The sequence below is a fragment of the Neisseria sp. P0016.S008 genome (assembly GCF_051957775.1).
Lineage (GTDB): Bacteria > Pseudomonadota > Gammaproteobacteria > Burkholderiales > Neisseriaceae > Neisseria > Neisseria flavescens_B.
In genome coordinates, this window is record NZ_JBQCWB010000019.1 from 1 (window position 1) to 1,703 (window position 1,703).

At 39.3% G+C, this 1,703-nt stretch carries 2 protein-coding genes and 1 pseudogene; all 3 read right to left on the bottom strand.

The window, feature by feature from the left end; translation table 11 throughout:
- Window positions 1-875: pseudogene (locus ACTHS8_RS10770) on the bottom strand (hypothetical protein); the annotation flags it as partial.
- Window positions 876-902: 27 nt separating this feature from the next.
- Window positions 903-1,466, bottom strand: coding sequence for a hypothetical protein (locus tag ACTHS8_RS10775; protein ID WP_063075317.1), 564 nt, complete (start codon window positions 1,464-1,466; stop codon window positions 903-905).
- On the bottom strand, window positions 1,463-1,703 hold a 241-nt coding region (locus ACTHS8_RS10780; RefSeq protein ID WP_440373705.1), incomplete at its 5' end, for a type IV secretory system conjugative DNA transfer family protein. The genes ACTHS8_RS10780 and ACTHS8_RS10775, both read right to left, overlap by 4 nt.

Consider the following 1,703-nt stretch of genomic DNA (forward strand, 5'->3'; position numbering starts at 1 on the left):
ATTTCCCTGGTGCGTTCGTCAACATCAATCAGCGACACACCGCGCAGCCCTTGTGCGTAACCTGCCGCCGCCATCGACATGCCAATCCTGTCCAAATCTTCTTCACGGTAAGGGATGTTTTCATGTCGACAAAAATCAACGAAACATTCTTTTCCCTGATGGTAGATGTTTTGCGCGTATTGGGGCATGTCTTCGATCTTAAGAGAATGAAGCTGGGAATATTGGTTGTTCTGTTGTCCATTTTCTTGCACCGTCATATTTTCCAAATACCAAAATGGGGCTATTCTATCCCAAAATTTATCTACGCTTTCATTATGTCCTAGTGTGTAATCTTTACCTCGAAAGCTAACGGTTACTGATGCATCTTTAGATTTATGTTTCACAATTTGGTCGAGAAATGGTTTAATTTGTCTGTCAGGGCGATCCCATTCTAAAGCTGTTCCATCAAAATCTTTATCTGCCAAACCAATGAAGCCCAATCCTTTGCCGGAGAAATCAATGCAACTGTCCCAAACCGCATGGTAATTTTTTCCAAACCCTGGTATTTTTTCTTCCCTAACAGCATTTTCATAGTTCTGTATTTTATCAAATTGGTCTTTAGTAATATCAACTGTAATTGAACTTATTAGATTTCCTTTGCTGCTTCTGTAGTTTTTCCAATCATCTGGACTAATGTTATCTTTAGCAGTTTCTGTACTCCTCCCTGTTGACCATCCTGATGAAAATGATGGTTTCTCATCCAAGCTTTCATTGGGTTTGCGAGCTTCTAACCAAACATGCCCCCATTTGGAAGTTTCCCATTTTTGTGTTTTATCATTAAAATATGCTGCTCCCGATGGAGCAAATTTTACAGTTAATCTATAAGCTGAAGACATAACAACTTCCTTTCAGATAATTAGAAATTAATAAAACCAAAGTTTGTAAGGTATAATTTGAAAAGCCGTTCTGGCAATACCTGCTTCTTTTAAATATGTTTTAATTTCAATCGAACTCTCGTCTTTTAAATCACAGCGGTATCTCCCGTAAGACAAATCAAATCCTCCTAGAGAATAACTTCCACCCCAAGCATAAGGTTTATCAGGATTTTGAGAATCCCAACCATCCATTCCGGATAAATCTTTCATGGTATAATTTTTTTCATAAAACAAAATTTCTGAATCTTTTTCTATTTTATAGCATTTTATAGAAAATTTATAAGGAACAGTTTCCAGTTTGCCATTGAAAAATGCTTCACCATAATTTTGATATTCCGATTCGAAACCCAATATCATCAGATATGGTTTCTTAACCCAAGAGTTAACTTCATAGCTGACAATTTTTCCTTCTCCCATAGGTAGTTCGACAATTTTCGGACGAAAAAGCATCTCGGAAGTAAGGACTGTAACCGTATCACACTGTGCCAACAACAGGGTTGCTGTAATCCCCCCTGTCAATAAAATAACCTTCTTAGATTTCCAACGCATCATGCTTGCTCCTTATTTACATCTGTATGAAGTTTGCCCTTGTCCCTCAACGAAGCCACTGCCACAGGCTTCCTCAGCCGTTTGGTGAACATTCCATCCTGATAGTAGCGAATCTTGTTCACCTTCGCTGGATGTGCCATACCTTCGTAAAGGATAATTTCGTTGTCCTGACTCATTCCTTTCAATTCCTGCGGCAGCATCAGCGCGCGGCGCTCTTCGCTTTCCGAAACGCTGCGTTCG